Source organism: Streptomyces sp. P5F9 (genome assembly GCF_057961495.1).
Window position 1 is genome coordinate 1 of record NZ_JBXVPZ010000494.1, and the last position, 6,885, is coordinate 6,885.

7 protein-coding genes and 2 pseudogenes are annotated in these 6,885 nt (G+C 69.6%); 8 read left to right on the top strand and 1 reads right to left on the bottom strand.

All coding sequences use genetic code 11. From position 1 onward, the window contains the following. From AC31A1_RS43485 to AC31A1_RS43510, 6 genes and pseudogenes are all read left to right on the top strand, one after another. Window positions 1-372 (top strand): annotated as a pseudogene (locus AC31A1_RS43485) (SAM-dependent methyltransferase); the annotation flags it as partial. Next, window positions 372-1,331 carry a 3-oxoacyl-[acyl-carrier-protein] synthase III C-terminal domain-containing protein gene (locus AC31A1_RS43490; RefSeq protein WP_489658599.1) on the top strand — a complete coding sequence of 320 codons (960 nt, stop codon included), beginning with the start codon at window positions 372-374 and terminating at the stop codon, window positions 1,329-1,331. The pseudogene AC31A1_RS43485 and the gene AC31A1_RS43490, both read left to right, overlap by 1 nt. Further along, complete coding sequence (locus tag AC31A1_RS43495) at window positions 1,328-1,597, top strand: phosphopantetheine-binding protein (protein WP_489658600.1); 270 nt, start codon at window positions 1,328-1,330, stop codon at window positions 1,595-1,597. The genes AC31A1_RS43490 and AC31A1_RS43495 overlap by 4 nt, the downstream gene beginning before the upstream one ends. Continuing rightward, window positions 1,594-2,415, top strand: a complete 822-nt coding sequence (locus AC31A1_RS43500) for a hypothetical protein (RefSeq protein ID WP_489658601.1) — start codon at window positions 1,594-1,596, stop codon at window positions 2,413-2,415. The genes AC31A1_RS43495 and AC31A1_RS43500 overlap by 4 nt, the downstream gene beginning before the upstream one ends. A gap of 3 nt (window positions 2,416-2,418) precedes the next feature. Further along, window positions 2,419-2,856 (top strand): holo-ACP synthase, encoded by a 438-nt coding sequence (locus AC31A1_RS43505; protein WP_489658602.1) that lies wholly within the window; start codon window positions 2,419-2,421, stop codon window positions 2,854-2,856. A 144-nt stretch (window positions 2,857-3,000) separates the two neighbouring features. Next, window positions 3,001-3,314, top strand: a pseudogene (locus AC31A1_RS43510) (ribosome small subunit-dependent GTPase A); the annotation flags it as partial. A 441-nt stretch (window positions 3,315-3,755) separates the two neighbouring features. Here AC31A1_RS43510 and AC31A1_RS43515 read toward each other — a convergent pair. Next, on the bottom strand, window positions 3,756-4,313 hold the full coding sequence (locus AC31A1_RS43515) for a hypothetical protein (protein WP_489658603.1): 558 nt from the start codon (window positions 4,311-4,313) through the stop codon (window positions 3,756-3,758). A gap of 505 nt (window positions 4,314-4,818) precedes the next feature. On the opposite strand from AC31A1_RS43515, the gene rsgA reads away from it, so the two are divergent. Together rsgA and AC31A1_RS43525 are read left to right on the top strand one after the other, a co-directional pair. Then, complete coding sequence (gene rsgA, locus AC31A1_RS43520; protein ID WP_489658604.1) at window positions 4,819-5,988, top strand: ribosome small subunit-dependent GTPase A; 1,170 nt, start codon at window positions 4,819-4,821, stop codon at window positions 5,986-5,988. Between the two features lie 103 nt (window positions 5,989-6,091). Then, on the top strand, window positions 6,092-6,885 hold a 794-nt coding region (locus AC31A1_RS43525; protein ID WP_489658605.1), incomplete at its 3' end, for a bifunctional transcriptional activator/DNA repair enzyme AdaA.

Below are 6,885 nucleotides of genomic sequence, written 5' to 3' on the forward strand. Positions count from 1 at the left end.
CGCCCCACCCTGTGGATCGCCGAGGCGCTGACCTTCTTCCTCACCGAGGAACAGGTGGCCGCCCTGCTGCGCCTGCTCGCCTCCGCCTCGGCACCCGGCAGCTTCCTCGCCTTCGACATCCTCGGCCGCGCCCTGCTGCGCAGCCCCTTCTCCAAGTCGTTCCTGGACAAGCTCGCCGCCGACGGCACCCCGTGGGTCTTCGGCACCGACGAGCCGGAGAAGTTCGTCAACGCCCATGGCTGGAAGGTCAGGGACCTCAAGGAACCGGGCCAGCCGGGCGCGGGCGAGGGCCGCTGGCCCTACGAGGTCCAGCCCCGCGACCGGCGCGGAGCCAACCGGCTCTGGCTCATCCAGGCCGAGGTCGCCGGCTGATGGCCGGCCACACCACGCTCGAACGCATCGAGTCCTACCTCCCCGAACGCACTCTCCGCATCGAGGAACTCGGCGACCACCTCGGACTGCGGCGCGCGGAACTCGGCGTCTTCCGCAAGTTCTACGGACTCGACACCCTGCGCTTCGACCCCGACCTGCACCTCTTCGACCTGCTGCGCCCCGCCGCCCGGCGCGCCCTGTCGGCCCTGCCCGACGGAGCACGGCTCGCCTACCTGGTGTACGCCCACACCACCCAGGCGGTCGCGCCCGCCGACGTCGACGTCGCCCAGGTCGTCCGCGACGACCTCGGCCTCATCGACACGGAGGCCTTCGGCCTCAGCCACCAGGCCTGCGTCAGTAGCCTCGGCGGGATCGACGTCGTCGGCGAACTCCTCCGCGCGGAGGCCGAGGAGGGCGCCTACGCCCTGATGGTCACCGGCGAGCGCGCCTACTCGCCGATCGTCCAGCACGTGCCCAACACCGCGATCATGGCCGACGCGGCGGCGGCCTGCCTCGTCACCCTGGACGGCGTCGGGGACCGGGTGCGGTCCTTCGTCACCCGGACCCTCGGCACGTACGCGAAATGGCTGGAGCTCACGCCGGAACAGAACACCGAGTTCGGCGTGCGGTACGGCGCCCGGATCGCCGAGGTGATCCACGAGGCCCTGGAACAGGCCGAGTTGACGATCGACGACATCGACCTGGTCATCCCGCACAACGTCAACATGCTGGCGTGGCGGCAGACCATCAAGGTGCTCGGCGTACCCCGCGAGAAGGTCTTCCTCGACAACGTCCCGCGCTACAGCCACACCTTCGCCTCGGACGTCTTCGTCAACTACACGACCCTGCGCGACGAAGACCTGCTGGTCGACGGCGCCCACTACGTCATGGTCTCGGTCGGACTCGGCGCCACCTTCGGAGCCATGGTGATCACGCACCGGAAGAAGGCCCTCCCGTGACGGACCGTCAGGAAGTCGTGCAGGCCATCGAGAAGGCCCTGGGCGAGGTGCTGGAACGGGAGATCGTCGAACTGACCGAGGACACCCGGCTCTTCGACGACCTGCGCCTCGACTCCTCCTCGGTCCTCGAACTGCTGCTGCTCGTCGAGGACTCCACCGGGATCGTCGTCGACCCCGAGGACCTCGACATCGACCACCTGCGTACGGTGCGCTCCTTCGCCGACTACGTGGAATCCCTGCTGCTCAGAGGAGAGGGAGAGACATGACGGGTCTCGCCGTCCACGCCGCTGCCGCCGTCCGCTCGCCCCAGGGCCGCGAACCCACCGACGACCCGGCGGTCATCGCCTACTTCCAGGACCTCCTGAGGCCCTTCGGCACCGAACCCGACAAGGAGTCCCTGCGGCGCGGAGCCCACGTCCACCACCAGGACCTCGCCGATCTGCTCGCCGAGGCCGACGGCGTGCGCGAGAGCCGGCCCGAACTGATCGTCGTGGCCCACGCGTTGCCCGACGTCGTCCCGTTCACCGCCGTCGCGCCCTACCTCACGGCACGGCTGGGCGGCGCGGCCACCTGCTTCGCCGTCGGACAGCAGGGCCTGGCGGCGCCGTTCACCGCACTGCGCATCGCCTCCGCGTACCAGCGCGCCGGACGGATCCGCGAGGCGGTGCTCGCGGTGTTCGAGCAGACCACCCTGCCGACGGCGTTCCCGCTGAAACCGGAGACGGACCTGACGGACTCGGCTGCGGCACTCGTCCTCCGGGCCGGCCCGACGGAAGAGACAGGCCCCCGGCTGGTCCGGGTGGCCGCCGACATCCCGCTCGCGGTGCTGCTCGCCGACGCACCGCCACACCCGTCCGGCGACCCGGACACGCTCGCCGTCCTGGGATCCTGGGTCACGGAGGACGTACCCGAGGGCCTCGACGTCCACCAGGCGCCCCCGGGGAACTACTGCACCGGCGTCTGGCTGGAACTGGCCGAGAACTGGACCCGCTGGCAGACGCGCTACCGCAGGATCGTGCTCAGCGACATGGACCCCCGCACCGGCAAGGGCCATCACGCGGTCTTCGCCACCGGGGCGGGCTGACCCATGTGGATCGGCGTGGACCTCCTGCACACCGGCGAACTCGACCGGCTGCTCGGCCGCGGCTGGTTCCGCGAATACACCTACGACGCGGCCGAGTTGGCCCAGGCCGCGGAGTTCGGCCCCGAACGCGCCCGCGAGTACCTGGCCGGCCGCTTCGCAGGCAAGGAGGCGGTACTGAAGGCACTCGCCACGGGCGTCACCGGCGGCCTGAGACCCCGTCAGGTGGTCATCCTCCGCACGCCTCTGGGCGCACCGGAGGTACATCTCACGGCAGCGGCGGCGACCCGGGCGAGGGAACTGGGCGTCGCGGAGATCCAGGTGTCGATCACCCACAAGTCGGACCTGGCCATGGCGGTGGCGTTGGCGCTTCCCGAAGGTGCACGGCAACGCGGTGGCACGCTGGCCGCGCACCCTCCAGGACCCGTGATGTTCGAGCGGTGACCACGGGTCGCCGCAGGTGAAGTGGCGTGTGCCGAGGGAGGTATGACCGATGGCTGTCTCTGTGACGGGCGCGACCCGCATTCAGAGGTACGTCAAGTCCACCTCCGTGGCCACCGGCTGACCTTCCCCTTCCGCAGCGCCCGACTGCGCGCGCCGGGCCACCCTTGTGACGGGTCTCCCTCGACTTCCACCTCCGCTTTCTTCGCGCTCGCCCGCTATGGCTCGGACGACGCATGGGTGGACGAGTTCGCCCGTCACGACGCCGAAGGACTGCTGGCCGGCGGGGTCGACCGGGTCGTCCGGGTCGCCGTCGAACCCACCGGCAACTGCGGTACGTACGGACGTATCTGCCGCGCCGTACCGCATTCGTGCGCTCCACCTCCTCCAAGCGGTCCGAGGGGCAGATCCTCGCGGCCAATGTCGACCACGCGATCGTGGCCGTACCGCTGACCGGGGAGGCCATGCTTCCGACAGGGCTCACGCCCATCCTCATCCCCGGCTCAGTCATCGGCGGCGGTGGGTCGGGCGATTCCGACCCCCTTTCCAAGCTGACGGAGTAAAAGCTGCCGGACGACCGTTCGGCGATCTACGACGAGTAAGTTCTACTATTCGCAGGACGACTCCAAACCCGTGGTAGGCAAGGGGTATTTCACTGACAAGGACGGGAAACGGCGGTACAACGGCACGACGTCCGACTTCATCAAGGTCACGTACGAGAACGGAAAGATCGTCGATGTGATCGACTTCGACGCCACGGGTGCCAAAGCCCCGGACAAGGCCCTGTCACTCATCAAGCAGGACATCGGGAACAAAGCGAAGCCCAGGCTCATCAGGTCGCCACTGAATACGGAAGCGTCCGGCGGGGGGTACGTCTCTGTTCACGGAAGACGCCCGACACCTCAGTACGGAGCCGTCTCCAGGGCGCCGATCACGCTCAGACCGACCTGCGCCGCGAGCCACGGCGCGCGTTCGGCCTCGACCTGCTTGACGTGAACGAAAACAGTGTGATCGGTCGAGGGCTCCGTCAGATCGAGATCGCGGACGTTCACGCTCAGCGTCACGAACGCACCTCTCGTACCACCGACACCCAGGCCCACTTCCGGGGCCTCGGGCCAGGCGTTGAAATCCCACCGAACCGAGGCGGGACTTTCGCCTACCGCCTTAAGGAACGGCTCAACCGTCTCGGGGGACATGGCCCAGCCCCGCAGCCGGATGGGGAGGTGTGCTGCTGGATCGTCTCCCTTGTCCGACGAGCCGTCCCGATCCCCTTCGGCCCACCACTCGGCGTCCGGAATCAATTCCAGCAGTGCTGCGAGAACGTCTGTCGAGGAGACCCGTGCGTCGAAATCGACTTCGAGATCTCGCAGGTCGGCAATCGCGAGCAGCTGTTCCACAATGTGCAGTCCCGCCGAGAGATCAGTCGTTCTGAGGATGGGCTGCGCATATGAGTTGGACATGGCGGCGATTCTGCCACTGGCGTGTCTTCGGCTATAGGGCCACCTGCGTACCACGATGTGCCGCAGTGATGGTGTCCCACGGCGGTAAATTCGCTCCGGTCCCCTGACGAGCGTGGCTTGGCGGGGCACCCGAAGTCGCTTCGCCAGTCCGCGGCGACATCCTCGCCGGCGTCGCGGCTGATGTCGGCTGGGCCACCATGACTTGGCCTCGGACCATGTGGTGTCGGCGTCGTAGCCGGCTGGGAGAGACGGTTGGTGTGCCGAAATTCGCTGGCGCCGCGGCCCGTGCACCTTCTATGGTCGGTGCCGTTGGAGCGACAACCGTGTGTTGCCGCAGGTGACTTGGCTTGTGTTTGGGGAGGTGTGACCGATGGCTGTCTCTGTGATGGGCGCTGCCCGCATCCGGAAGTTCATCAAGTCCACTCCCGTGGCCGCCGGCTGACCTCTCCTCTCTTTCCGCGTCTGTGTGCGCGGTGCCGGGGCCACCCTTGTGAAGGGTCACCCCTTGTCTTTCTCTTCTCTCCCGGGTTCGTCCTCGTCTTCCTCCTCCGTGCATCCGCTCCAGCCCTACGGTTGGGACGCGGACTGGGAGGCCGAGTTCGCCCCGTTCGCCGAGCAGGGTCTCCTGCCCGGCCGTGTCGCACGCGTCGACCGCGGCCTGTGCGACGTCATCACCCCGGCCGGCACCGTCCGCGCCGACACCGAGTTCGTCGTCCCGCGTGACCCGATGAAGGTCGTGTGCACGGGCGACTGGGTCGCCGTCGACCCCGAAGGCGGCAACCCGCGCTACGTGCGGACCCTCCTGCCGCGCCGTACCGCCTTCGTGCGCTCGACCTCGTCGAAGCGTTCCGAGGGCCAGGTGCTGGCCACTAACATCGATCACGTCGTCATCTGTGTGTCGCTCGCGGCCGAACTGGATCTCGGGCGGATCGAGCGGTTCCTGGCCCTGGCCATGTCCTGCTCCAGTGGTGAGGCATTGCTGCACAACGCGGCGGACTCGTGGGAGTCCGGTGCCCGGCCCGTGGTCGTGCTGACCAAGGCCGATCTCGTGCCGGACGTGGTGACGTTGTCGTATCTCGTCCAGGACGTGGAGACGACGGCGCCGGGCGTGCCGGTGCTCGCCGTCAGCGCCGCCACCGGGGACGGGATCGATGTGCTCGCCGCGGTCGCCGCCGGCGGTACGTCCGTGCTGCTCGGGCAGTCCGGTGCGGGCAAGTCGACGCTCGCGAACGCGCTGATCGGCGAGGACGTGATGGACGTCCAGGCGACCCGTGACGTCGACGGCAAGGGCCGTCATACGACCACCACGCGCAACCTGCTCGTCCTGCCCGGCGGCGGGGTGCTGATCGACACGCCCGGACTGCGCGGGGTGGGGCTGTGGGACGCGCAGACCGGGGTCGGGCAGGTCTTCGCCGAGATCGAGGAACTGGCGGGGCGGTGCCGCTTCCACGACTGCGCCCACACCGCCGAACCTGGTTGCGCGGTGCTCGCCGCCCTCGACTCCGGCGACCTTCCCGAACGCCGGCTGGACAGTTACCGCAAGCTCATGCGCGAGAACCAGTGGATCGTCGCCAAGACCGACGCCCGCGCCCGCGCCGAACTGCGCCGCGACTGGAAGCGGAAGGGGGCGGAGGGGAAGGCGGCGATGGAGGCGAAGCGCGGCCGCTGGGCCTAGCCGCGGCGCCGGCCGGCGGTCCACCCCAGCCCGGTACCGCGTCAACACCCCGTCCGATTTCCGCCAGCCCCACCCCCGGGGATGGCGGAGACTGGACAGCGTGATGGACGAAGACACCAGGTACGAAGCCGTGCGGAGCCGGGATGCCCGGTTCGACGGGGAGTTCTTCTTCGGGGTCGCCACGACCGGGATCTACTGCCGGCCCAGTTGCCCGGCCGTGACGCCGAGGCGGCGCAACGTGCGGTTCTTCGCGACGGCCGCCGCCGCGCAGGGCTCGGGTTTCCGGGCCTGCCGGCGGTGCCGTCCGGACGCCGTGCCGGGGTCGGCCGAGTGGAACGCGCGCGCCGATGTCGTCGGCCGCGCCATGCGGCTGATCGGCGACGGCGTCGTGGACCGCGAGGGCGTCGCCGGGCTCGCCGTGCGGCTCGGCTACAGCGCGCGGCAGGTCCAGCGGCAGCTCACCGCCGAACTCGGCGCCGGGCCGGTCGCCCTCGCCCGGGCCCAACGGGCGCACACCGCACGGGTGTTGGTGCAGACCACCGATCTGCCGATCACGGAGATCGCGTTCGCCGCCGGGTTCGCCAGTGTCCGCCAGTTCAACGACACGATCCGCGCCGTGTACGCGTCGACCCCGAGCGAGCTGCGGACGGCCAGGACGCCCCACGCGCCCAAGGCGCCGGCGAAGGGGACCGGCCCGTCCGCGGGAATCCCGCTACGGCTCGCCCACCGCGGCCCGTACCAGTCCGCCGCCGTCTTCGACCTGCTCGCACGCGAGGCCGTCCCCGGCATCGAGGAGATCACCGGCACCCCCGGCCGCCGCACCTACCGGCGCACCCTCCGCCTGCCCTACGGCACCGGAATCGTCGCTGTCGACGAACGGCCCGGCGCCCTCAAGAC